Source organism: uncultured Marinobacter sp. (genome assembly GCF_913055835.1).
Lineage (GTDB): Bacteria > Pseudomonadota > Gammaproteobacteria > Pseudomonadales > Oleiphilaceae > Marinobacter.
Genome location: NZ_CAJXKQ010000003.1, coordinates 139,045 through 163,648 on the forward strand (window position 1 = coordinate 139,045; position 24,604 = coordinate 163,648).

21 protein-coding genes are annotated in these 24,604 nt (G+C 57.1%); 4 read left to right on the plus strand and 17 right to left on the minus strand.

Annotated features, from left to right (window positions below; all coding sequences use genetic code 11):
• Positions 1-188: 188 nt before the first annotated feature.
• The 9 genes from aroC to QZ534_RS03340 all read right to left on the minus strand — a co-directional run bounded on the left by aroC (position 189) and on the right by QZ534_RS03340 (position 10,028).
• Positions 189-1,283 carry a chorismate synthase gene (gene aroC, locus QZ534_RS03300; RefSeq protein ID WP_296931405.1) on the minus strand — a complete coding sequence of 365 codons (1,095 nt, stop codon included), beginning with the start codon at positions 1,281-1,283 and terminating at the stop codon, positions 189-191.
• Positions 1,284-1,320: 37 nt separating this feature from the next.
• Positions 1,321-2,223, minus strand: a complete 903-nt coding sequence (gene prmB / locus QZ534_RS03305; protein WP_296931406.1) for a 50S ribosomal protein L3 N(5)-glutamine methyltransferase — start codon at positions 2,221-2,223, stop codon at positions 1,321-1,323.
• A 95-nt stretch (positions 2,224-2,318) separates the two neighbouring features.
• Positions 2,319-3,533 (minus strand): patatin-like phospholipase family protein, encoded by a 1,215-nt coding sequence (locus tag QZ534_RS03310; RefSeq protein WP_296931407.1) that lies wholly within the window; start codon positions 3,531-3,533, stop codon positions 2,319-2,321.
• Positions 3,534-3,538: 5 nt separating this feature from the next.
• Positions 3,539-4,441: a DUF4892 domain-containing protein gene (locus QZ534_RS03315; RefSeq protein ID WP_296931409.1), complete on the minus strand. Its 903-nt coding sequence runs from the start codon at positions 4,439-4,441 to the stop codon at positions 3,539-3,541.
• A gap of 4 nt (positions 4,442-4,445) precedes the next feature.
• Positions 4,446-5,396 carry an alpha/beta hydrolase gene (locus tag QZ534_RS03320; RefSeq protein WP_296931411.1) on the minus strand — a complete coding sequence of 317 codons (951 nt, stop codon included), beginning with the start codon at positions 5,394-5,396 and terminating at the stop codon, positions 4,446-4,448.
• A 13-nt stretch (positions 5,397-5,409) separates the two neighbouring features.
• Positions 5,410-5,760, minus strand: coding sequence for a PilZ domain-containing protein (locus QZ534_RS03325; RefSeq protein ID WP_008171779.1), 351 nt, complete (start codon positions 5,758-5,760; stop codon positions 5,410-5,412).
• Between the two features lie 122 nt (positions 5,761-5,882).
• On the minus strand, positions 5,883-6,914 hold the full coding sequence (gene holB / locus QZ534_RS03330; protein ID WP_296931413.1) for a DNA polymerase III subunit delta': 1,032 nt from the start codon (positions 6,912-6,914) through the stop codon (positions 5,883-5,885).
• On the minus strand, positions 6,907-8,988 hold the full coding sequence (locus QZ534_RS03335; protein WP_296931497.1) for a DUF3488 and DUF4129 domain-containing transglutaminase family protein: 2,082 nt from the start codon (positions 8,986-8,988) through the stop codon (positions 6,907-6,909). The genes holB and QZ534_RS03335 overlap by 8 nt, the downstream gene beginning before the upstream one ends.
• Before the next feature lie 5 nt (positions 8,989-8,993).
• Positions 8,994-10,028 carry a DUF58 domain-containing protein gene (locus QZ534_RS03340; protein ID WP_296931415.1) on the minus strand — a complete coding sequence of 345 codons (1,035 nt, stop codon included), beginning with the start codon at positions 10,026-10,028 and terminating at the stop codon, positions 8,994-8,996.
• A gap of 188 nt (positions 10,029-10,216) precedes the next feature.
• Here QZ534_RS03340 and QZ534_RS03345 point away from each other — a divergent pair, with 188 nt between their 5' ends.
• On the plus strand, positions 10,217-10,834 hold the full coding sequence (locus QZ534_RS03345; protein WP_296931416.1) for a hypothetical protein: 618 nt from the start codon (positions 10,217-10,219) through the stop codon (positions 10,832-10,834).
• A gap of 136 nt (positions 10,835-10,970) precedes the next feature.
• Here the strand turns inward: QZ534_RS03345 and QZ534_RS03350 are convergent, their stop codons facing one another.
• From QZ534_RS03350 to QZ534_RS03360, 3 genes are all read right to left on the minus strand, one after another.
• A complete protein-coding gene (locus QZ534_RS03350; RefSeq protein ID WP_296931417.1) occupies positions 10,971-11,804 on the minus strand; it encodes a DUF6160 family protein in 834 nt (277 codons plus the stop codon).
• Positions 11,805-11,964: 160 nt separating this feature from the next.
• A complete protein-coding gene (locus QZ534_RS03355) occupies positions 11,965-12,519 on the minus strand; it encodes a hypothetical protein (RefSeq protein ID WP_296931418.1) in 555 nt (184 codons plus the stop codon).
• Positions 12,520-12,716: 197 nt separating this feature from the next.
• Positions 12,717-12,992, minus strand: a complete 276-nt coding sequence (locus tag QZ534_RS03360; RefSeq protein WP_296931502.1) for a hypothetical protein — start codon at positions 12,990-12,992, stop codon at positions 12,717-12,719.
• On the opposite strand from QZ534_RS03360, the gene pabB reads away from it, so the two are divergent.
• Positions 12,957-14,099 carry an aminodeoxychorismate synthase component I gene (pabB, locus tag QZ534_RS03365; RefSeq protein WP_296931499.1) on the plus strand — a complete coding sequence of 381 codons (1,143 nt, stop codon included), beginning with the start codon at positions 12,957-12,959 and terminating at the stop codon, positions 14,097-14,099. The two genes, QZ534_RS03360 and pabB, sit on opposite strands and share 36 nt — an antisense overlap.
• 56 nt (positions 14,100-14,155) lie before the next feature.
• Here the strand turns inward: pabB and thrH are convergent, their stop codons facing one another.
• Positions 14,156-14,770 carry a bifunctional phosphoserine phosphatase/homoserine phosphotransferase ThrH gene (gene thrH, locus QZ534_RS03370; protein WP_366935807.1) on the minus strand — a complete coding sequence of 205 codons (615 nt, stop codon included), beginning with the start codon at positions 14,768-14,770 and terminating at the stop codon, positions 14,156-14,158.
• 172 nt (positions 14,771-14,942) lie between these two features.
• Between thrH and QZ534_RS03375 the strand changes: the two genes are divergently transcribed.
• A complete protein-coding gene (locus QZ534_RS03375) occupies positions 14,943-15,725 on the plus strand; it encodes a phosphoadenylyl-sulfate reductase (protein ID WP_296931419.1) in 783 nt (260 codons plus the stop codon).
• 29 nt (positions 15,726-15,754) lie between these two features.
• Here the strand turns inward: QZ534_RS03375 and cysB are convergent, their stop codons facing one another.
• Positions 15,755-16,732 carry an HTH-type transcriptional regulator CysB gene (gene cysB, locus QZ534_RS03380; protein WP_296931420.1) on the minus strand — a complete coding sequence of 326 codons (978 nt, stop codon included), beginning with the start codon at positions 16,730-16,732 and terminating at the stop codon, positions 15,755-15,757.
• Between the two features lie 246 nt (positions 16,733-16,978).
• On the opposite strand from cysB, the gene QZ534_RS03385 reads away from it, so the two are divergent.
• Positions 16,979-19,711: a LuxR C-terminal-related transcriptional regulator gene (locus QZ534_RS03385; protein ID WP_296931421.1), complete on the plus strand. Its 2,733-nt coding sequence runs from the start codon at positions 16,979-16,981 to the stop codon at positions 19,709-19,711.
• Positions 19,712-19,980: 269 nt separating this feature from the next.
• Here the strand turns inward: QZ534_RS03385 and dinG are convergent, their stop codons facing one another.
• Genes dinG through QZ534_RS03400 form a run of 3 tightly spaced genes read right to left on the minus strand, consistent with a single transcriptional unit; the run spans position 19,981 to position 24,604 of the window.
• Positions 19,981-22,185 (minus strand): ATP-dependent DNA helicase DinG, encoded by a 2,205-nt coding sequence (gene dinG, locus QZ534_RS03390; protein WP_296931422.1) that lies wholly within the window; start codon positions 22,183-22,185, stop codon positions 19,981-19,983.
• Positions 22,185-22,913: a general secretion pathway protein GspB gene (locus tag QZ534_RS03395; protein WP_296931423.1), complete on the minus strand. Its 729-nt coding sequence runs from the start codon at positions 22,911-22,913 to the stop codon at positions 22,185-22,187. Before QZ534_RS03395 ends, dinG begins: the two co-directional genes overlap by 1 nt.
• Before the next feature lie 2 nt (positions 22,914-22,915).
• Positions 22,916-24,604: an AAA family ATPase gene (locus QZ534_RS03400; protein ID WP_296931425.1), complete on the minus strand. Its 1,689-nt coding sequence runs from the start codon at positions 24,602-24,604 to the stop codon at positions 22,916-22,918.

Sequence of the window (24,604 nt, forward strand, 5' to 3'; positions counted from 1 at the left end):
CTACGCCGGCTGTAACCTAACCCTCCAGGAGGGCATCGCTATAGTCTGGCTGCTTTGGCGGGCTCTATTGCCCAAAAATGTGGAGCGCCATGGATGGCGCGACCAAGCCCTACATGGACGTATTCACGGGCGTTTTTTGGGCAATAGAGCCCGCCAAAGCAGCTTCACCAAACCTTAAAAAAGCAAACTCAGAGCTGCCCAATCACCGGCGTAGAAACAGAAACATCCGCATTCTGCCCACGGTGCCTTAGATAATGGTCCATCAACACAATGGCCATCATCGCTTCAGCAATCGGTGTTGCTCGAATACCCACACAGGGATCGTGGCGCCCGGTGGTGATCACTTCACAGGGATCGCCGTTCACATCAATGCCACGGCCCGGCAAGCGCAAACTCGATGTGGGCTTCAGGGCAATACTGGCCACAATCGGCTGCCCCGAGGAAATACCACCCAGCACACCACCCGCATTGTTTGAGAGGAAGCCCTCCGGCGTCATCTCATCACGGTGCTCGGTGCCCTTCTGTTCGATGCAGTCGAAGCCGGCGCCAATCTCAACGCCCTTCACCGCATTGATACTCATCAATGCGTGGGCCAGATCCGCATCCAGACGATCGAAAATTGGCTCGCCCAGTCCCGGCGGCACGCCCTCGGCTACCACATTGATTCGGGCGCCGATGGAATCTCCCTCTTTCCGGAGTGCATCCATGTAGGCTTCCATCTCGGCAACCTTGTCGGCATCCGGGCAGAAAAACGGGTTCTGGTGAACCTGGTCCCAATCCAGCTTTTCAGCCTTGATTGGGCCAAGTTGGGAGAGATAGCCGCGAACCCGGATGCCCAGGCGCTGCTCAAGGAATTTCCTGGCAACCGCGCCGGCCGCCACCCGCATGGCAGTCTCGCGGGCCGACGAGCGACCGCCGCCGCGATAGTCGCGAACACCGTACTTGTGCATGTAGGTGTAGTCGGCGTGTGCTGGCCTGAATTGTTCGGAGATCTTGGAATAATCCTTCGAACGCTGGTCGGTGTTCTCGATCACCAGGCCGATCGGCGTGCCCGTGGTCTTGCCCTCAAAAACACCGGAAAGGATTCTTACCTCATCGGCTTCCCGGCGCTGGGTCGTGTGCCGGGAGGTGCCTGGTTTGCGCCTGTCCAGATCCCGTTGCATATCCGCTTCCGAGAGCTCCAGCCCCGGAGGACAGCCATCAATGATGCACCCCAGCGCAGGCCCGTGGCTCTCGCCGAATGAGGTGACCGTAAACAGTTTTCCGAAGGTATTTCCCGACATAATTCAGTATCTTGTTCAGCTTTTATGAGAATTCAGATTAACTGGAAGCCTGCCACTGACGCAGGTCCGGTTCGGTAATCAGAAAGACGCCATCGCCACCGTTCTCGAACTCGAGCCAGGTCAGCGGCAGATCCGGATAAGCCTCATCCATTGCCACCCAGCTATTACCCACTTCCACCACCAGAAGCCCGCCAGGGGTAAGATGATCAGCTGCGCTCGCAATGATCCTGTGGGCAATATCCAACCCGTCCTTGCCGGCGGCGAGGCCAAGTTCGGGCTCGTGGCGGTATTCGTCCGGCATGCTGGAGAGATCTTCCGCATCCACATAGGGCGGATTGCTCACGATGATGTCGTAACGGCCTTCAATGTTTTCAAAGACATCCGATTGTACGGTACGAACTCGTCCGCGGACTCCGTGAAGCTCGATATTGGATTCTGCCACCTCCAGTGCCTCTGGAGAAATGTCCGACAGATCCACTTCCGCTTCAGTAAAAACGGACGCCGCACCAATGCCAATACAGCCACTACCGGTGCAGAGGTCCAGTATGCGATCAACCGGCTTATCACCCAGCCAGGGCTGAAAACCATTTTCAATCAGTTCGCCAATGGGAGAGCGCGGCACCAGTACCCGCTCGTCCACATGGAACGGCATACCCATGAACCAGGCCTCCCCCAAGAGGTAGGCAAGAGGCACCCGTTCATTTACCCGGCGGCGGATTCTGTCCAGAACCAGTTCACGTTCCTCACGGGTAAGACGGGCATCCAGAAATACCGTGTTGTTCTCCAGGGGAAGATGCAGGCTGCGCATGACCAGTTGAACCGCCTCATCCCAGACATTATCCGTGCCGTGGCCGAAAAACAGGGGCGAAGCGGCAAACTGTGAGGAGGTGTAGCGAAGGTAATCCCGAACGCTTTGAAGGTCGTCAATGGGGCTGGTCACAAACGTAAATCCTGTGCGAGAGCGTGTCAGCGCCGGATTATACGCTGTTTATCCGCTCGGCTGCAGCCCACATGCAACAGCAGCTGCCGATTCGCTCAAATCGCCAGGGGGCCGGAGCTGTTACGGCTTTCCTCGAACCGGTCCAGAGCGGCTGCCATACGCTCCCTGCCCAGCTGGATCAGTTCCGGCGCCTTGTGGTAATCGTAGCTCCGACAGGCATTCTTCGGGATATTGACCAGCAAATCCGGTGGGTACCCGGCAATCTTGTACTGAACCAGGGCACTTTGCATGGTCTCGATGGTGAGGTTCATCACATCGAATTTACCGATACCAAGCTTGTCCCAGTCGATGGTTTCGTGTTCTTCCTGGCTCTTTTTGTCAGTCGGTTTTTTTTCGTGCTGCTTCTGATGCTCCTTTTTGTGCACCGCACGAGTGATTTTCTCTTCCGGGCTGTCTCCGTTGTCCGGTTTTCGGGCTGTCAGCGACTTCAAGGCGTCCCAGTCGAACCAGCGGGACGCCTTCTCGCGGATCGTATCCACCCATTCGTCCATGTCCGTGTGCTCATCCTCCACCGGTGAAAAAGCCGCATCCGGAATACGCCGTCTGCGGTCATCTTCACCGCTGAGATTGACCGCGACAATCATGTCGGCGTGGGAGGATATGGTCGGAATGATCGGCAGCGGGTTTAGCAAGGCGCCATCCACAAGAACACGGCCATTGAGAACCAGCGGAGTGACCACACTTGGAATCGCTACCGAAGCTCGGATGGCCTGATCCAGAGGGCCTTCCTGAAACCAGATTTCCTTGTGGGCAAGCAGATCGGTGGCCACGGCGGTAAAGGCGATGGGCAGGTTCTCAATCCGGGTATCCCCCAGCATTTCCCGGACCACCGAAAAAATCTTCTCGCCGCGAATGGCACCAACGGAATTGAAGGTAACGTCCAGCAGTTTCAGAACATCAAATTGGCCCAGGCCCGTGACCCAGTCCTTGTAGTCTTGCATCTTGCCGGCCCCGAACATACCCCCTATCAACGCCCCCATGGAGCAGCCAGAGATGGCAACGATGTCGTAGCCTCGCTCCACCAGCACTTCTATGGCGCCAATGTGCGCATAACCCCGGGCGCCGCCGCTTCCCAGCGTCAATGCAACGGTTTTACGTGGTCTGTTTCGGTCATCCCCCTTCTCCGGGTTGGCAGGGGCATGCGTAGCGGAAACATCCGAGCTTTTCAGGACCTTGGACACATTGTCCTGGGGATCTTTCTCTGAGGGCTTGTCCTTCTGGTTCTTATCCTCGTCCTTTGATGCGCCCATAATGATTACCTCGAAATTACGACCACTTCCACCCGATCGCCTTGCCTGTCCGGATCATTGAATACACCTGCTGGTCCAACAATGATGATTTCCTGCTGGTCGCGGGAAACTCCTGTCTTGGACAATACCTCCGCCAAAGACTCAGTGGCCTGACGAGCACGCTCCATGGCATCAGTGAACGATTCATCGGCCGCCAATTCAGAATAGCCCAGAAGTACAGCCACTGTTCCCTCTTCACGGGCCAGATCGGTTACCCGTCTGCGGTCCGTAGCCTGCCAGTCAAAACGATAAGTTATGCCTCCCTGCCAGGGAACGATGATGGGCCCATCGACACGGTTGGCAACACTACCAAACCCCGGAATCGTAGCTCCAGGCTCCACCCGCAGATGCTCCACCCAGACATATTCCCGCAGATTGCCCCTGGTAACTGTATAAACCAGGGTCAGCCAACGGGAACCATCCTCCGCAACGGCGCCCGCAATCAGATAATCCTGCGTGGCATCACGGCCATAGAGAACTGCCTGATTAAAGATCTGGTTTGCCCACACGTTGCTTCTCCCGCAACGAATGCTGGAACACTCGAAGAGAATCTGCGCATTTCTCTGGCGCAAAAGGCCAAGATAGTGGTCCCTCGCCTCTTCCCGGCTGGAGTCCCGGGCAATCCGATAAAGGCGCCCTTCTCCCGCTACCGGTAACCGGGCCAGGGATTCGGAACGGATCTCGTTGTTGACCTCTCGGACCGGGCTGAACAAAACGAGGTGGCCCGAAGACTCAATGGAGACCGTATCTTCCAGCGTCGACTGCTCAAACGCTTCGGGCATCTCCTCCGGAGCGGCTTGCAAAACCGACGACAGAGCCAGTAAACCAAGAATTGGGGCAAGGCGACGTGTGAACAGTGATTTCAGCAAGCGATTACTCATTTTCCAGGAATTGTCTGATGGCTGTTACAACCGGCCCGGTCTCTCCATCCAGATGGCAATGGTGACCTCCCGGCACATTCACGATCTGGAGGTTGGCAATAACTTCAGCGCGCTCATCCAGATCTTTTCTGTACGAAAGAAGTCCTTCATCGGCTCTGACAAAAAGCGCCGGGGTTTCTATCGCAGCCAGCGAGGCCAGTACCTGCTCTTCAGTCATCATCAGTGGTGAGGGGTGCCGCAGCCGGGGATCGGTCTGCCAGACGTATCCATCCCCCTCGGGCCTCATGTTTCGTGGAATGAGCGTCAGTGCGGCTTCAGGGCTGAGCGGGCTCAGTCCACCCTCCCGGGCTTTGGCCGCGGTGGCGATATCCGGGTAAACAACGTGCTTCCCGGACCCGGCAATGCGTTTCTTGATCGCCTTTCGGAGCTGGGGAATGGTCTCCTGTACCGGACGACTGAGTGCACCCAGGCTGTCGATCATTACCAGATTTTTTACCCGCTCAGGAAAAGCTGCCGCGTATAGGGCACCAACAATGCCACCGAGGGAGTGACCAACAAGGTTGATTTTGCCGTCCGGGGTTTCCTGGAAATAGCGCTCAACCAGCTCGGCCAGATCGGCAACATAATCCATCAACAGATAACTCTGGCCTTCCGGGCGATGTCCCGAATGACCATGGCCAGCAAAGTCCAGGGCATAAATCGGCCCGAGAGTAGTCAGTTCCGGTGCCAGTTTTACAAAGGTCAGGCTGTTATCCAGCCAGCCGTGCAGCATGATGATCGGGGTATTATCGTGGGCCTCGCTCGCAGGAGGCCAACTGAGACCGGCCAGGGTGATGTGCCGGAGCTTCCACTCGGACTCCCGGAATGCCGGAGCGGTTTCCTGGATGCCGCTACCGTCTGGTTGGCCGCAGGAAGCTTCCTTGGGAATCGCCATGTCGTTCATCCAGTTCCCGCCTCTACATTGTGTGGGTTGGGCGATCGGAACTCAGCGAACCTGCCAGATAGGATTCAATCTTGGTGCGGGCGGTTTCGTCGTCGCCGTTGAACTGGACACCGATTCCCGCCGCGCGGTTTCCCTGGGCCCCCTTGGGCGTTATCCAGATGACTTTGCCGGCAACCGGGATTTTTTCCGGCTCGTCCATCAGGTTAAGAAGCAGGAAAACCTCGTCGCCCAGTTGGTACTGTTTCTGGGTCGGGATAAACAGGCCACCCTGGCGGATATAAGGCATGTAGGCAGCGTAGAGTACTGCTTTATCCTTTATTGTCAGGGTGAGTATGCCACTGCGCGCACCAAATCCTGGCCCCATAACTGACACCTTTTGTCTTGGATCGTTTTGAACGTTTGTCGGGATCTGAAAATCCCTTTCATTCCGGAATCATAGCAGCTGTTGGCACCAAAGGCGCAATACTGCGGGCCATGCCCACCCGCCTATGCCGCCGGGCGTTTGACCGGCATCAACTTCTGCCAGGCGATAAGAAGCCGACTCGCCTCCAACTCCGGGCTTGCATTGTAAACGCCCGCCGCCCTCGAATCCTTTACCATATCGAGCAGTTCATGGGCCTGCCAGGCAGGGGTTGTTCGGGCCAGGAAACCCAGCATATCCGCGGCGTCGGTATCCCGTGCATTGCCACCCGCTATCTGGCGGGCCAGATCTGCAGCCCAGGTTTCAAACAACCAGAGGGTATCTTCCAGGCCCATCGCCTTGAAGGCCTTGGCGGCCTCACCCACCGGAATCTTCGATTTCATGAATCCCTTGAACCGCTCCAGAGCCGTATCACGGAGTTCGATGAAGTCTCCGGTTGCGTAATCCAGAGCGAGCCTCGGCGCGTTTCCGGCCAGCATTAACGCTTTGGCCAGAACCTCTGCAGACGGTTGGGCTTCTTCGGGCAGTTCCCGAACCCGACTCGCGAGCCACTGATTGGCCTCGTTGTTGGCGGGCACGGGAACAGTCAATGTCTGGCAGCGGGAACGAATGGTAGGCAGCACCGGACGCCCGCTTTCCTGTAGCAGGATCAGGGTTACATCAGGCAGCGGCTCTTCCAGAGTCTTGAGCAGCGCATTGGCCGCATTGATATTCAATTGGTCCGCACGATCGATGATCGCCACCTTGTGGTGGGCCACCTGAGGTGAAGCCACCGCAAAAGAAGACAGCGCCCTCACCTGATCAACCTTGACCATACGGGATTTCTCCGGCGCATAAACCCGGATATCAGGGTGGCTGGCAGCGGCCAGGAGTTCACACTGCTTACAGCTGCCACAGGCAACCGGCTGACCGGACTCCCGGTTCAGAGGCTTCTCACACAACAGTAATCCGCCAACAGCTTCGGCCCAGGCACGCTTACCCACGCCGCGCTCTCCCGCAAGGATTAGCGCATGTGGCAGCCTGTCTTCCGCCACCCGGCTCTGCACGGTTTGCCAGGCGCGGCCGAGCCAGGGCATGTCTTGGGCAATATCAGTCACTGGTTTTTCCTGTCCGGGTCCTGGATCTGCGCAGTTGGCGCTTCCGTAATTGACGCTTCATAGTGGCGAGCAGACGCCGCATTCGCCTGAGCTGCTCACCATTTTCCTCGTCTTGACCAGCGCTATAGTAATGGCTGTTAACCAAGCGGGCAAAAAGCCGGGCCGAATCTGCCGCAGCCGGTTCCGCTTTCGCCAGGCGTGACGCCAGCACCGATGGCGTTTCACCATGACGGACAGGCACCCCGGCATTGGCGCACAACCGGTGCCAGGTATCCACCACCCTCCGGAAGGCGTCACGTCGTTCTCCACGGCGCATCTGGAAAGCAGAAATTAACCCGGCAATCAGCAACCCGGCGCCAACGATACCGGCTGTCATATACCCCAGTTCGCGCATGCCAAAACCACCCGGCAGCCGGGACATCAGGTCCATCTGGCTCTGGCCCTGGTAACCGACAACCCATCGCTGCCACTGGTAATTGATGCGGTCCAACTGAAGGCTAACCCATTGGACCAGCGCAACATCCGCATAACGCTGGGGCGACGCCCAGTTGTCCTCCAGAAAGGATCCCTCTTCGGCAACGGCGTCTCTGAGACCGGACTCGATCCGGTCTGGCGCAATGGCTGCTGTGGGGTCGATCCTTACCCAGCCTCGTCCATCTAGGTAGGCTTCTACCCAGGCGTGGGCATCATACTGGCGCACGATCAGGTAATCACCACCGGCTCCGCTTTCACCACCCTGGTAACCGACCACAACGCGGGAAGGAATGCCGGCCGCCCGCAAAACAAACGTGGTTGCGCCCGCGTAGTGGGCGCAGAATCCGCGTTTTTCGTCGAAAAGCAGGGAATCTATGCCGTCATCCGGCATGGCCGGTGGCCTGAGCGTGTAGAAATATTCCTGCTCCCGAAAGCGCTCCATCAACGTTCGTATGATCTGCTCATCGCTCATACTGGTACGAAGCTCCCGCGCCAACTCCCGGGCACGGGGGTTACCTTCGCCTGGTAACTGAAGGTACTGCCGCAATTCAGCAAAGCTTTGCGCCTGGACCTCCGGGGCCTCTTCATCCAGAGCCAGGCGATAACGCACCGGGCTGTCAGCCGGCCGGCGAAAGCGGAAGAGATCGGCGCTGTCCTCGAAAACGTTGTCTGATACTGCCCTGGAATTTTCAAGAGCGAACGCCCAGCGCTGATCGGTCGGTTCGAGGAGGACGTCATACTGGTTTGCTTCGAGCTCTCCTATGCCTCCGTCAACCGCAACCCGTCCCAGCGGACGATAGCCTTCCCTCTGGCCTTGGCGCCAGGTTTCTCCATCCAGATAATCGAGGATCAGACCTCGCCAATAGCGGTCGCGATAGGCGGGCATCTCGCCACCAAACGTTACCCGAAAGGCCCGTTCACTGCTCTGGGCGAGGTTGGAGATATCACCCGGTCGCATGGTGTCACTGATACCCGTTCGAGCCTCACCGGAAACCAGCGGCACGCTCCACAACGGCGACATTCTGGGGAAAAACACAAACAACAGAACGACAATCGGTAACGTCTTCAGGAACATCGCGCCCAGTCTGCGCCAGCCAGACGTCATTCCACCAGGTAATTCAGGCGCATTCAGCACCTGCAGCCCGACCAGCAGCAACGCTATGCCTGCAAAATTCACCAACGCCCAGAGGATTTCCTGGTGAAACAGGAAGTTTACAGTGGCCAGGTAAACGAGGATAAAGAACAGGACATAGAAGTCCCTGACTGAACGGGTCTCAAGCCATTTGAGACCCACCGCAAGCACGAAGAACGAAGCGGCCGTGTCCACCGTAAACCGTCCCTGCACCGTGGCAATGTAAACACCAGTCAGAACCAGCATGATTCCGGTGCGCAACAGGCGGCCCGGGAGTCTTACGCGACCATATTGCGCAAGCCACCGCCAGGCCGCCAGCACCGCACAGGCCGCGATCAGCCACAAGGGCAAACGGTCCCACTGTGGTGTTAATAGCAAGGCAAAGCTGACAATCAGCCAGAGCAGAGCCCTGGACGGCAGATTGGTCGCTGCGACGTCATCCTGTTCCTTGCTTCTCAAGCGGTCCAGAAAACTCAAGCCTGCCCCTCCGCGACCCAATGGGGTGCTTTCTCTTTCAATTTTTTGCGCGTTCCGTGGGGCTCGGTCATCGCATCCCTGGGTCGCTCTTCGCCCCAGGTCGCCAGTATTCTGAGGCACCGGGATACGTGCGCCGGGCCAGAATCGGGCTCAATGATTTGCCCGGGAAGACTTAATCCAAACCGAACGCCATTGCGGCCCCGTTCGTTCACCAAAAACGCCAGATAACTGAGCCGCAACTCATGGTCTGCGCCAGGATAGGCGTTAAAATCCAGCCAGTGGGGACTGCCCTGTTCGCCCTCCCAGTCGGCCACCACCAGTTGCCCGGTTCGAGCAAACCGCTTCCAGAGTACTCGCTGGCTCAGGTCTCCCTCCCTCCAGGGTCGGATGTCGGCGTGGTCATTGCCGTCAACGGATCTTGCGTCGACTGATTCCTCACCATCTTCGACAGTACCGAATGCCTCGGGTGCGGGAATCGGCCTGGGAAAAACAACTCCGGCTGACACTGGCCGAACCCACGACCACGCCTTCAGAAGGCCAAAGGGAAAGCGGGTTTCAATACGGATCCGATCCGGCCTCAAATACCCTCGATGGGCGGAATGGACCGGCAAAGTAACATCCCGGGACTGTCCTGAGTGGACATGCACCGGTGCCAGGCCGGATTCATCGCAGGAGAGCAGGATTGCAATGGCGTCATCCCTGCCACCCTTGAGGCGAAACCGGAAAGGGATATCATCGCCGGCAAATCCCTCCCCCGGTTGAACCAGGGTGAGCTCGAGGCCAGACAGGTTTCGATGGGTCTGATGCATGGCGCCAACAAACACGGCGCCCAGCAAGAAGGTACTGAGATAGATCAGGCTGTTCTGATAGTTGATGCCAGTTAGCAGCATGATAAGCAGTAACAGACCAAAGACCACGCCAGCGCCCGTGGGCAAGATAAAGATGTTTTTCTGGCTGAAGGTCTGGAGATCGGACCGCGGAATCCGTCGGTTAATCCAGCGACTGAATCGGTTTCTGAACGGATTTTTCATAGTGTCACTGTGGCCCTGCAACGCCAAAAAAGTTCATGGTATTCGACCATGTTTTTGCTGTGATTAGTAACAGTACCGAAAAATCAAAGATTCTGATCACAATCCCGGATCTTCCAGCTTGAATTCCTGTCCTACAAACCGAATACTCGCTTCAGGGAGCGTATTTTTAAAACAAAAGAGGCCAGATTATGAAACGCGGACACCTGCTCACCACCGCCATCAGCGGTCTGGTTGTTGCTTTACCTGCCTTTGGTGGCGTTCAAACCATGACCTCGGACGAGATGGTAGAAACCTATGTGAAGGACTCTGCCGTTATTGTTGTGCCTAAAGAGCAGAAGAAATCCGACGCCGACCGGCAACGCATCCTGCGCTCCCTCACTATTTCTCCCGGGGAACCTGTTCTGACTGAAGCGGAAGAAGAAGCCTACCGGGACGCCTTGCAACGATACGTTGATGAGGGTAAGAGCGATGCCCTGGAAAACGCAGAAGAGGAATTTCTCCGGCGCGCCCTGCTCCTGCCCCAGGAAGAACTGGCGCGGGCACAGCCGCCAGCAGAATTCACCCCAACAATTCCACCGATAATCTTTGGGCAACAGGCAGAGATTCCGGAGGAACCTTTTACACAGACGTTTCTTAACGATCAACTGGGGATTGGCTTTGATGGCCAGAATCTGAACTTCAGTATCGGTAACCCGCCGGGGATTGATCAAATACAGGTACCGCAGGCCATTAATGAGGGACCGATTACGTTGACGCCGCGGCCTGGTGGTGGGTTTGATCTTTCTATTGCGGTGCCGGATCAGTAGCGCCGAATTCATTCATTCGATTAGAAAACGGCAGCCAGGGTTGGCTGCCGTTTTTTTTATTGGCTCGGGTTTTCTTCTGGCCAATAAAAACGCCCCGCGGAGCGGGGCGTTTCACCAACTTGGGTGTTAGGTCAGATTAGTGACCATAAACCTTCATGTTGGTATTGGTTACCGCCAGGTTGTCCATCTGGAACGAACCGATGGAGGCGCCACCAATTTCGACAGCACCGACGAGGATGTCGGCCTGGAAATTCGGGATAGCAATTTCCAGAGCATCATTGCCAGTCGCGGCAGAAACACCCTTACCAACAGTAATGGTGGCAAAAGCATACGCGTTAGACAGAGTGCTTGGATCCGCCGGATCTACAGCGCCGCCGCTTTCAAGGAAGTTGGCACCCATAACACGCATGTCACGGATATTCACGCCCAGAAAGTCAACATTCATATCCATGTCAGTCACGTTGAAACCAACGTTCATGATCAGGTCGTCAGTGGCGGTATCAACACGGATGTTAAGCTGCGCCAGACCACCTTCTATACCAATGTTACTGGCAAGGAGTGTGGAATCGCCACTTCCGTCGGTAGCGTTCAGTGACGCGGAACCAACACCAACAGCGAAGTCAATCGGAGCACCAGAAATGCTGTGGACATCAATGTAGGCGTCACCATCGGCCTCTACATCGATGTCAATCAACAGATCGTCCAGCAGACCAGACACACCAGTCACATTGCCGCTACCATCGCGCTCAACTGTTCCGCCACCGATGTAGATATCGTTGACCGACAGGTAACCTTCGTCGGTATAGCGGAACTCGCCGATGCTGACTTCGGTTTCCAGTTCAATAGACACACCAGCCTGACCGGTCACGTCACCCATTGCACTGTCATCCAGTGCCTTGAGGTCAGCGTGAGCTGCAAACGGTGCTGCAGCAACGGCTGTTGCCAGTGCGAGTTTCTTCAGGCCTTTCATAACGTTCTCCTTTACGGAACAAATTGTTGTTATTTCCATACATGCAGACTGTTTGGTTTACTTTTGTATCTGCACGGATACAGAGTACGTCAGAGGTTACAGAATGTTCCGTGAACACCTTCACACTAACCAATAATTAGATTGTTCGACACTAAAGAGCTCACTCCGCGGGCTCTTCATCGACCTTGATTTTGAATATCTGCTTTTCCATGTCGACAACGACCTGCTCTCCATAGGTTGCCTTGCCGCCTTTGATCGTAAATGGAACGAGCTGCGCCAGAGTTGGCCCAAAAATATGCTCCATCTCCACGACGAGGACCTTTTCAGCATTTGATTCTTTGTTTGGATTGTCAGCAGTGTAAAAAATCGCAGTGGCCCCAATCTTTCCCTTTTTGACAAGTGCTATTAGTGAGCGCCGGAGAACTGCAAGTGCCATTTCCGGCGGCATCTCTTCTGCCTGCCTGATACGAATCGCCTTTACGTTATCTCCTGTATCAGAAACCACTGCAAAAGGCTTCACACCTCCGGTCAGAACAATACGTTCTGAGAGGTTTTCAATTCCCTTCTCGTACATTCGTTCGAATTGCTTCTGAATCATCTGTTTTACTTCTTTGTCTGACTCATCAGCGCCCTGAGCAGCTACCAGAAAAGGGATACAGGCGAGAATCGCAAACAGTGCCACAAACTCCTTTCTGAGGTGTATAGGATTTTTCATCGGCAATCTCCGTTCTTTCCTCAGACACGTCAGTTATTCGCTCAAATGACGTGCCCTGATTTGTTTTTATGGTAAGAATGGTCGCTAAACTCAGTTAGAATAGCCACCGGTGTCCCGAATTGGCGGACAACAGGAACAGCCCACCATTAGAGCAGCGGCTCGGTAAACGCGACAACGCTCGTTTTGTGTTCTGTTTATCATTTTTCAAAGAATCCGGAGGAGTCTTGAACCCGGCAACCATGCGTGAACTTAATCAGGAGGCTTACCATCGCCTGCTCAGCCATGCCTGCCGGGAAGAGGATTTTGCCTATATCGGGAGTGTCGGTAACGGTCCGGCACGCGGCGTCTTGAGCGGTTTTTCCGCATGCGCACATGCCACCGAACTTCTCCACGCTCCTGTTCAAACGGATTTTTGTTCCGACCAGCTCGCTGTAAAAATGGAAAGCCTCGTCCGAAAATTCCAGATCGCACAACACGCAAATCCGGAATGCCTTTTCGGCGGATGGATTGGATTTCTTGGGTATGAGCTTGGGTATGTCAGAGAATCACGTCTCCGGGAACTCTGCCCGTCACTGGATGTACCCCTCATTTCGGCAGGATTCTACCTCTGGACGGCCAGTCATAATCGACAAACAGATCAATATTGGCTGTGGATTCATCCGGAGTGCCCGGATGCGACCCGGGCTACTCTGGAGCAGTGGTTGATCGATAGCGAGCAAGGCTCTACAAACGGGTGGGCTATGGTTTCCCGCTTCCAACCCAAGCAAACACCGGATGCCTTCAGGGAGAACGTAGAAAGGGTTCGCCAATACATTGAAGCCGGAGATTGTTACCAGGCCAATCTCTCGCAGGAATTTTCCGGAGAATTCGCGGGGGATCCCTGGCAAGCATTCCAGGCGCTTTCGGATGCCAATCCAACGCCCTACAGTGGCTTTATCCGCGCCGGAGACGCATCCATCCTCTCGGTCTCTCCCGAGCGGTTTCTCGAGATACACGACCGAACCGTCACCACCAGTCCCATCAAGGGCACCCGGCCGAGGGGTGGCACTCCGGAGAGCGATGCAGCGTTTGCAACTGAACTGGAAGAGTCCGAAAAGGACCTGGCTGAAAACCTGATGATCGTCGACCTGCTCCGCAATGATCTGGGCCTGAACGCAAAAGCTGGAAGCGTGAAAGTCGACAAGCTGTTTGCTCTTGAGTCCTACCGTAACGTTCATCACCTGGTCAGCCACATCCGCGCCGAGCTGGCAGACGGCATCACACCCATGAAGGCCCTGTTTGACGCTTTCCCGGGTGGTTCCATTACCGGAGCGCCGAAGATACGGGCGATGGAGATCATCCGGGAGCTGGAACCCCACTGGCGTGGCCCCTACTGCGGCTCGATTTTCTATCGCGGACTGGACGGCACGCTGGACAGCAATATTGCGATTCGAACCATGCTGTGCGATAGCGAGGGAACCATTCGCTGCTGGGGCGGTGGCGGTATTGTTGCAGATTCGGATCCCGAGGCTGAGTATCAGGAGACGCTCGCGAAAGTCGGGCCTTTGATGCGGTTTCTTGAAGAGTTGCTTATTGAGTAAAAGTGAACATGGGGTCAGAAGAAGGCTTTCTTCTGACCCCGGTTTCAGTCTTCCAATCAGGCGCTGTGAATAGCGCTGGCCTTGAGAAACTCCTGCCTGAGATCATCGAAGTTATGCACCGCAGGGAAATGCGGGAACTCATCGATCACGTTCTGCGGCGCATGGAACAGGATGCCGGCCTCGGCCTGCCCCAGCATGGTGGTGTCGTTGTAGGAATCACCGGCCGCAATCACACGGTAGTTCAGCAACTGGAATGCTCTCACCGACTGGCGCTTTGGATCACGCTGGCGCAGAAGGTAATTGGTAATCTGGCCGTCGTCTGCCACTTCCAGCTTGTGACAGAGCAGCGCCGGGTAACCCAGCTTCTTCATCAGGGGCATGGCGAATTCGTAGAAGGTGTCTGAAAGAATCACCACCTGGAACCGCTCACGCAGCCAATCCAGGAATTCCCGGGCGCCGGGCAGCGGGTCGAGCTCGCCGATCACTTCCTGGATCTGAGGCAACCCATAGCCGTGCTGGTCCAGCAGCTTCAGGCGCTGCTTCATCAGCACGTCGTAATCCGGAATATCGCGGGTGGTGGCCTTGAGCTCTTCAATGCCGGTCTTTTCGGCGAACGCGATCCAGATTTCCGGGATCAATACTCCTTCAAGGTCAAGGCATGCCAGTTCCACAACGATCTCCTGCTTCAATTGGTTAAGGGCGACGACGGTATGTCCGTCTGCCTCTATTCGGAGCGTATGATAAGAAAAACCGGGCGGGATTGCATCGTAGAAGTGTAAACCCTGGCTTTTACCCCGGGAATAACCATATAGATTGTCATTCCTTCAGGATATTAGGCGTTTAATGATAGCCTTTTCGTTCAGTTGGATTTCCTTGCACACCAAGATAAGGCAATGCCGGGCCATGACCGATATTCAAACCCTGCGGGAAGAGCTCGAAGGCCAGAGCCCCCGTTCGATTCTCAAAACTGCCCTGAAACAGTACGACAACATCGCTATCTCCTTCAGCGGCGCCGAAGATGTTGTGCTGATTGAAATGGCGCACAAGCTGACCGACAACCTGAAGGTTTTCACTCTGGATACGGCCCGCCTGCATCCGGAAACCTATGAGTTTGTGGAGCGGGTGCGCAAGCATTACGGCATCGAGATTGAAGTCCTGTTCCCGGATGCTCAGGAAGTTCAGGATCTGGTGAACAAGAAAGGCCTGTTCAGCTTCTACGAGGATGGGCACAGTGAATGCTGCGGCATTCGCAAGGTCAATCCCCTGCGCCGGAAGCTGGCGACGGTTGACGCCTGGATTACCGGGCAGCGCAAGGATCAGAGCCCGGGTACGCGCAATGACGTGCCGGTTGTCCAGGAGGACACTGCGTTCTCAACCGATGACAGACCCCTCGTTAAGTTCAATCCGCTGGCGAACTGGACATCAAAAGAGGTGTGGGATTACATCCGGATGTCCGAGGCGCCCTACAACAAGCTCCATGAGCAAGGCTTCGTGAGCATCGGCTGTCAGCCCTGCACTCGCCCGGTTCTCCCCGGACAGCACGAGCGAGAGGGCCGCTGGTGGTGGGAAGAGGCCACCCAGAAAGAATGTGGCCTTCATGCTGGCAACCTGATCGCCCGGGAATAACCGGGCGTCTGGACACCCTCTCTGCCCATTTAATAAGTGGGCAGTTCTATATCCTTGAATAACTCTTCGATTTCAGACCGGCTACCCTGGTGAGATACGGCTTCGTCCACCATTTCCTTGGTGAGATGGGGCGCAAACCGGTGAATAAAGTCGTACATGTAGCCCCGCAGGAAGGTGCCCTTCCGGAAGCCCAGCCGGGTTACGCTGGGTCTGAACAGTTTGCGCGCATCCAGGGCCACCAGGTCGGTATCCGTTTTGGGATCAAAAGCCATACTGGCAATAATGCCGACACCGAGCCCAAGCCGAACGTAGGTCTTGATTACGTCCGCGTCTGCGGCCGTGAAGACCACCTTTGGAGTGAGCCCTTGCGACTGGAACGCCTCATCGAGCTTTGAGCGCCCTGTGAAGCCAAACACGTAGGTAACGAGCGGGTATTCCGCCAGCTCCGGCAGCGTCAGTTCCGGGAGTTTTGCCAGGGGGTGATCCTTCGGCACGATCACGCAGCGATTCCATTTATAGCAGGGCATCATGATCAGATCGCTGAACAACTCCATGGCCTCTGTGGCGATGGCGAAGTCGACCGCCCCATTGGCCGCCATCTCGGAGATCTGCATGGGAGTACCCTGATGCATGTGCAGGGAAACGTCCGGGTACTCCTCAATGAAACCACTGATGATCGGTGGCAGCGCATACCGCGCCTGGGTGTGAGTCGTCGCAATACTCAGGTCGCCCTTGCGCTGGTTGCTGAATTCCTGGGCAATCTTCTTGATGCCCTCAACCCGTCGCAGGATCTCCCCCGCCTCCCGAATAATGATCTCGCCGCCCGGCGTGATACGGGTCAAATGCTTGCCGCTTCGTGCAAACACTTCCAGCCCCAGCTCGTCCTCAAGAAGGCGAATCTGTTTGGAGATCCCGGGCTGGGAGGTAAAGAGGCTTTGTGCGGTTGCGGACACATTCAGATCGTGATGCGCAACTTCCCAGATATAGCGCAACTGTTGTAGTTTCATTGAATCTGCTGCTCCCTGGAGACCGAAAGATCTTGTCGAAGAATACGCATAAAAATACAGGTTTTCATTCTTTTTTAATATAGGCAACTACTTTCACACAGTTTAGACCAAAATTGCATTTACGCAGCCCCTGATAAAACCCAAGCGTGGTTAAAGTGGCTTCATAGCCCTTGACTTGGTAATTACAAAGGACACAATCCCTTATGCCCTGCCTGGGCAATTCAACACTCGGTTTCCAGGGAATTCATGCTGCTCACCACCAAGTTTCTCAGACCAACGTCCGATTCGCGCGCCGTAAAGCGTGAGCGACTGAGCGACCTGCTGGAGCAGCAAAGCCCCAAACGGCTGAATCTGGTAATTGCGCCCGCCGGCTTTGGCAAGACAACCCTGGTGGCCCAGTGGTGCTCACGGGTTTCCTCACCCACGGCCTGGCTTTCCCTGGACGAACACGATGATGAACCCAGGCGATTCTGGCAGTACGTCATCGGCGCCTTCGAACAGGCCGGACTGACCGGTGCGGCGGAATTGCGGAAACAGCTGTCTCACCAATCCGATGAAACCTTTACCGAGGCCATCACCGGCCTGCTCAACATCCTGGCCCAGGATGGAAGTGAATGGGCCCTGGTGTTGGACGATTTCCACTTTATCGCAAACCCGGCGATCCACAGGCAGTTCGCCTATTTCATCGACTATCTGCCGCCAGGCATCCTGGTTACCCTGGCGTCTCGAACGGAGCCTCCCCTGCCGCTGGCACGCTGGCGCGTCCGCCGCTGGGTTCAGGACATCCATCCCGGCCTGCTGGCTTTCTCGGAAGAGGAATGCCGGCAGTTCTTCCGCGACACCATGGGCCTTGATATTGCTGAGGAAGATGTCCTCGCCATCTGCCGAAAAACCGAAGGTTGGGTGGCCGCCATGCAGCTTTCCGCGCTTTCTTCGACATTCTCCGGCAAAGATGCAGCTCAACAGGGAAGTCAGATCAGTCTGGATGAGCGCTACATCAGCGATTATGTGCTGAGCGAGGTTCTGGAACAGCAACCCCGGGATATTGCCGATTTCCTGCTTGAAACCGCCTGCTGTCCCCGGCTTTGCGCCTCCCTTTGTGACTCAATCCGTGAATCCGGCGACAGCCAGGAAATGCTCGAAACGCTTCTGAGCCAGAACCTGTTCCTGATCCCGCTGGATACCCGGAACGAGTGGTTCCGCTACCACGACCTGTTCCGGGATGCACTGCTGCTCAGGATCAGTCACACAGAGCCGGAAAAGGCAACGCGGCTCTGGCAACGCACCGTAACCTGGTTATTGGCCCATGGCCATGTTCAGGAAGCCATTGCCCAGATTGTTCGTCAGGAAGACTGGCCGTGGCTCGCTCGCGTGCTGGCCGAGCATGGCAACAATCTGATCCATGGAGGCTATCACCTCCCTGTACTGGACTGGCTCGAGGCCCTTCCACAGGATCTTATAACCGACAATCCGCAACTCCAGATGCTACGGATCTGGGGGCTGTTCTTTGCCAACCGGGTGGATACCCTGGAGCCGCTTTTATCAGCACTTGAGGATCTTCTGGACCGCCAGGTAGCCGATTCACACCCGGATGCAGAGGGGGCTCTCGGGCTACAGAGCGAAATCTCGCTGATGCGCTCATACCTGGCCCGGACCCGGAGTGATGACAAGAGCGCCGCCGACCTTACCCGCCAGGTGCTCAGGGAGATAGACCACACCCGCATTCCCCTGAAATCCGTAACCTATTACGGTTTGGGCCTGGACTACTATGGCGATGGCGAGCTAACCGAAGCCGAGGACGCGCTCCAGTCAGCCGTTCGTTACGGACAGGTCGAGCATAAACCCAGCACTGTACTCTCAAGTGGCGGTTTGCTGGCGTGGATTCAGTACAATCGCGGCGATATCGATCTGGCGCTGGAAACCTGCACCGACATCCGGCAATGGGTGGACAGGCACTATGCAGACCCCAGCCAACCACGGCTCATTTCCTGCTGGCAAAACAGCACCCTGTGTGAGATTCACCGGGAACGGAACCATCCCCAACTCGCCGCCACGCACCTGCAGCCCCTGCTCGAACATGTTGAGCGCGGCACCGAACCGGGACAACACGTGATCATTCAGTACGTTCGTGGTCACCTGGCCTTCAGCGAAGGAAGGCTCCAGGACGCGATTGAAGCCCTGGAAGACGCTTCCCAGACCGGCCGAAAGCGCCGTGAGCAGATTGTTTTCGAGCCACCTGCCAGCACTGCGCTTCTCGCCCGGTGCTATCTTGCTGCCGGTCACCCGGATAAAGCCCGCGCCTGCCTCGACGCCAGGGCCGATGCTCAGTTCACCAACCCGCTCCACCTGGAACAGAGCCGGATCAGCGAAGCCCGAGTGCTGGTGGCACTGGACCAGCCCGAACGCGCCCAGGAAATACTCAGCGCCCTGTTGAAACCCGCGGAACGCAACGCCCACAACCGTCACCTGGTTGAGATACTGCTCGTCTATGGCGAGGCCCTGGCAAAACAGGCCAGGCACAAAGAATCGGAACAGATGCTGACCCGGGCGGTAAACCTGGCCGCCGAGGCCGGATTCATGCGGCTGTTTGCCGAGGAAAGCCCGCAGCTTCGCGCCCTGCTGCTGGATCTGCCCGCGTTGCGAACCCCCGGCAGCTGGAACGCCAACGTAAGAAAGATGCTCACGGAGCAAATGGAATCGCGCCAGATGCATTCGGAAATCGGCGAAAGCCCAGCGCCCAATCCGATGGAGCAGCCAACAAACAAGGCGGCAGCACTACCCGAACCCTTAAGTCAGCGAGAGCTGGAAGTGCTGGCGTTGATCCATGAGGGCCACGCCAACAAGGAAATTGCAGCCAAATTGAAGGTCGCACCGGCTACCGTAAAGGCGCACATCCGCAACCTTTACGGCAAGCTGGGCGTCGGCCGCAGGACCGAGGCACTGGCCCGGGCCCGGGACCTGGGGCTGCTGGAAGGCTGATATCGGACTATCCGGAAACGTGACGCGCGTCACATTTTATGCGAGCAATCTAAGCCCGCTACGCCCTTTGGACGATCCGTCTACGCCCTCTAATCCCCTATTATTAACCCAACGGTGAGGGAAACCTCACCAGGAATTCTGAAACTTCAGGCCTTCAGATTTCTTGTTCCGCGTTGTTTCGACGCCCGGGTTCGAAAGAACCCATTTGATGAGAGCCAACCCTCACGGGCTGGCTCTTTTTTTATGGCTCAATGATCGGTGGCTGGAGTTCAGCGTTCGATAATCCGACGGAACGGCGGCAAGGCATCCAGCAACAGCTGTCCGTAGCGCCGGGTAATGATCCGCCGATCCAGAATGGTCACCCTGCCGGTGTCCTGCTCGGTTCGAAGCAGCCGCCCCACCGCCTGAACCAGCTTGATTGACGCATCCGGCACCGTGATCTCCATGAAAGGGTTGCCGCCCCGCTGGCTCACCCACTCTGCCAGGCTCGCTTCAATGGGGTCGTCCGGGACCGAGAACGGCAAACGGGTAATCACAACGTGGTGCAGGTATTTTCCGGGCAGGTCGATGCCTTCGGCAAAGCTGGCAACGCCAAACAGGACACTGGGCCGCCCCTCATCCACCCGGCTGCAATGCTGGCGAAGTACCTCACCCTTGGCCATATCGTCCTGAGTGATAATCAAATCTGGGTATTCCGGCGCCAGTGCGTCCCGGACCTGCTGCATCTGGCGGCGAGAAGTGAACAACACCAGGGTCGCTTTTTCGCCCGCCCACAGGTCTGGCAGTCGTTTGATCAGTTCATCAGCGAAACCGTCATCCGTGGGCATGGCCGACATCGCCGGCACCTCTACCGTCGCCATATCCCCATACCGGAAAGAACTGGGCACAACGAGGAACCGGCTGTCCTGGGGTAACCCCGCCCGGGCATTCAAGCGATCAAACCGTCCCAGTGCGGTCAGTGTGGCACTGGTAAGAACGGCCCCGTAGGCCCGGGACCAGAGCCTGGAGTACAACAGGTTGTCTGCCAATACCGGCGAACTGTACAGGGTGATGTCTTCCGCATGATCCCAGCGCTGACGCACCGCCCAGCGGGCTGGTGGCGGGCTTTTCTGGGTTTTTGGCCTGGCCTCGGCTTGCTCACCCTCGTCGGGGTCAGCCTCTGCTTCGCTGCGGGGTTTAGCGCCGCCCTGCTCGCACCAGGCCGTCCAAAGCCGCAGCTGATCCTCGGCCCGGGCGTGAAACGAACCAATCACCGGATACCAGGCTTCAGCGGTTTCCCTGTCAATCTCATGTTCCTTACGCTCGTCGAAGGCGCCCTGCAGTTCATCTGCCAGAACGCCAAGCTGACGGACCATATTCGCGGTCGCAATGCGGCTCTCTGCTGCCAGATCCGCCATGGCTTCTGGCAACTCTCCCTCCGGATAGCGCCATTGGGCCGTACGGCGCTCCTCGTTGAACTCCCAGCCCGTATTCTGCTCCGCTTCCTCGTAGACCCGGTTCAGCACCAGATCCACTTCCCTTGAGGCGGAACTGATCCGATCCAGCGACTTCGCGGCCTGGGTACCGGCCGCCAGGTAGGGCTGCATTTTGACCAGAGCCTGGGACAGCTGTTTCAGCCACTGCCGCGTGGCGTTCAGGGGAAGCGACGCGGCAAAGTGATTCAACGCCTTGTCCGGAAGATGGTGGGCCTCATCGAAAATATAGAGGGCGTTCTCCGGCTCCGGCAGTATCGCCCCGCCGCCCAGCGCCAGGTCCGCGAGCACCAGATCGTGGTTGGCTACCACAATATCCGCATCGTCGAGTTCTTTGCGGGCATCGAAAAAGGCACAACTGTCGAAGTAGCTGCAGTGGCGATTGGTGCACTGGCGATGGTCCGTGGTCACCTGTCGCCAGACATCGTCCGGGATCTGCTCCGGCCAGTGGTCACGATCACCATCCCATTCCCTGGAACCATAGCTGGCCAGCATCTCCTCAAAGAATGCCCGGGTACCGGGCTCTTCATTTTTCGGGCCATCCAGCAAGAACAGGGGCATGGTGTCACTGTCGGTATTGCCCTCATCGTGCAGGCGGGCTTCCAGCCGCGACATGCACAGGTAGCGACCCCGGCCTTTGGCCAGCGTCCAGTTGAAATCCATCTTGCTGTGCTTCTTCAGATCGGGGAGGTCCTTGAGCACGATCTGGTCCTGAAGGGCTACAGTTGCCGTGGAAATGACCAGGGTTTTGCCCAGGGCTTTTGCCACCGGTATCGCAGCGATCAGATAAGCCAGGGTCTTACCCGTCCCGGTCCCCGCCTCCACTACACAGGCCGAGGCCGGAGACGTTCGCTGGCCATCGTTTTCTGTGATGTCGCCCATGTACTTGGCAATTTCAGCAATCATCAGACGCTGGCCATAGCGGGCCCGAATGTCTTTGCCGGCCAGCACATCGCGATAACCTTGCTGGATGGATTGCTTGATCTCGTCAGTCAGTGCCATCAGCGGGGGCTCACCCAGTCCCGCACAACCCCAACCCGGAAGCGCCGCCCGTCACGGCTGAGCACGACGCCCTCTTCGGTGATGTCGTCCACCCGCAGGCCCTCAAAGGAGTCGCCCACTCTCAGGTAGGTGTTGTTGATCATCACCCGGCGGGATGCAGGAGACGAAGAGTATATGTGGCTGTTAAAGGTCAAATCGGGAACGCTCTTCTGGAATGAAAGCGGCAACTCTACCAGATGAGGGACTCTGCCTGCCTGCTCCTGTTCAACAACCGGGACCGCGGTTTCGGATATTGCGGATGAGGGCACGATAACCGTCGCCCGCTCCCTGGTCTCTGCTACCGGAGGTTCCGAAGCAGTGGGCGGAGAAGCTGCCTCGGAAGGATCGGTCTCCGGAATAGCGCCGGTTTCCGCGACTGCATCTTCGACTACCGGATCTGGTTCCGTTGGAGGCATCACGGGCGCGGGTTCAGGAACATTGCCGGCCCTATCCGACGCCTCGGACACCTCGGTTTGCACTCCGGAACTCCAGGGCAGCGGTGTTCCCGGCCAGAACACGAAGGCCAGGACTCCCGCGTTGAGCATCAATGCCAGTGCTACCCACAGCGCCGCAGAGCCCCGCTTTTTCTTCGGCCGATGAATCAACTGCACCTGCTGGCCAAGGTCCGGAACGCGACCCTGCCGCCGCTCGGTTTCGGATTTTCGCAATGCGTCAAGAATGTAAGACATGGTTACTCTCGACCTTCCGACTGCAGGGGCTTGAGGCGGGGAATGGAGGCCTCCAGGTCGTTGTTGATCTGGATGATGGTCATCGCGCCGGCAATGCCATCCACAGTGAGGCCCCGCAAGGCCTGATACCAGCGAATCTGCTCTTCGGCCTCCATACGTTTGACGCGGTCGCTCTCTGCCCGGGAACCGGCGTGCTTGTCTGCCAGGTCCATCATTCGTGCGCCAATCCAGAGTTGCTCACCGCCACCGTTGCCGTAGAAACCGTCTCCGGTCAGGTATTCCGGCAGGCGCCATAGTACCCGATACTCACCAAACCAGTGGCGCTCAATACTGGCAAAGGAAACCGTCTGATTGCCAGACGGCAAGGCCACCTCTGCCGTATCGCTATTGAGATGGCGGAGAACGACAAACCCCGTATTGCCGGCCTCATCCTGCAGCTGAAGCATCGCCGGGCGATCAAGAAACTCCAGGCTTCTGCGGCTACCCTGCCGACTCAGACATCCCAGTCCCTGTCCGCTGGCCCAGTCACAGGCTACAGGAGCGGCAGCAGGTTGGTAGTCCCGCCCCCAGATTCCGAAAAGCACCTGGAACGCCGAGACTGAATCCAGCAATTGATCCGGTACGGCCAGTTCGCCGGCTACTGAAGGCTCTTCAGGCAAGGGTTCTGACGTTTCCCCGGCCTCTACCAATGGCGGCTCCTCCGCCCTTTCAACCGCCCCCACCAGGGGCTCAGCCAATGATTGGCCGGTAGAAGCTGATTCGCCAGGAGTCCACCGGTCGAACAACCAGGCGGTGCCGATGATAGCCACCAGAATCGAGGCGGCAACAACCAGGTACTGGGATCTGTCAGGTGACCGGCCTGTACGTGAGGGCGCAGGACCAATCGAATGCCCGCGCACTTCCTTTGCCGCGTGGCGGATATGATCAGTGGTGATTTCATGCTCGCCTTCGGCATAGGCGCCCAACAAGGCCCGGTCACTGATCAGGTTGATCAGGCGGGGGATACCGTGGCTTTCGCGATAGAGACGATTAACTGCCCGCTGCGAGAAAATATCGCCTCGCATTCCGGCCACGCTGAGGCGGTAACGCAAATACGCAGGCAGCTCTTCCTTGCCAATGGCATCCAGGTGGTAGCGTGCGGTAACCCTCTGATTGAGCTGACGCAACTCCGGGAGCGCCAGCATCTCCTGCAATTCGGGCTGCCCGAGCAGGACGATCTGAAGCAGTTTCTTCTCTGCCGTCTCCAGGTTGGTCAGTAGCCGGAGCTGTTCCAGCACCTCTGCAGACAGGTTCTGGGCCTCATCGATCATCAGTACTTTGTGGCGCCCGGCCGCATGAGCCTTGAGCAGATCCTGGTTAATCAGGTCCACCAGCTCCTTTATCGTGGCGCTGATCTCGTGGGGGATCTCCAGTTCATCGCAGATGGAGGACAGCAACTCCCGCGCAGAGAGCCTGGGGTTCAGGATCAACGCGATATCCACATTATCCGGCACGTTCTCGATAAAACAGCGGGAAACCGTCGTTTTCCCGGTTCCCACTTCACCGGTTATCACGATGAAGCCGCCCTGCCCCTGAACCCCATACATCAGGTGCGCCAGCGCCTCCTTGTGGCGATCGCTCAGATACAGGTAACGGGGGTCGGGGGCAATGGAAAACGGCGGTTCGCGAAAGCCGAAGAAGTCGTAATACAT